Source organism: Bacillus sp. 0209A (genome assembly GCF_036765095.1).
Taxonomy (GTDB): Bacteria; Bacillota; Bacilli; order Bacillales; family Bacillaceae; genus Bacillus; species Bacillus subtilis_G.
The window spans coordinates 1-269 of sequence record NZ_JBAIZV010000026.1 but is presented as its reverse complement, the minus strand read 5'-3'; the positions used below and the strand labels follow the sequence as shown (position 1 = coordinate 269).

General features: G+C 58.7%; 1 protein-coding gene. It reads left to right on the top strand.

Going from position 1 to position 269, the window contains the following annotated elements; translation table 11 throughout:
• Positions 1-269, top strand: a 269-nt coding sequence (locus tag V6D44_RS21000; RefSeq protein WP_333516865.1) for a condensation domain-containing protein, incomplete at both ends; no start/stop codon positions are given.

The window sequence follows — 269 nt, the reverse complement described above, 5'->3', positions numbered from 1 at the left end:
TTCGAGGGCGAGCTGCCGGTGCTGGATCTCCCGGCTGATCATACCCGTCCGCCGGTGCGGAGCTTCGCCGGTGACAAGGTCTCATTTACGCTTGATCAAGAAGCCGCATCAGGCCTTCATACACTGGCACGGGAGAATGGAAGCACACTGTACATGGTGCTCCTGGCGGCTTACACAGCGGTATTATCACGCTTAAGCGGACAGGAAGAGATCATCGTTGGATCGCCAATTGCCGGCCGGCCGCACAAGGACCTTGAGCCGATACTCGG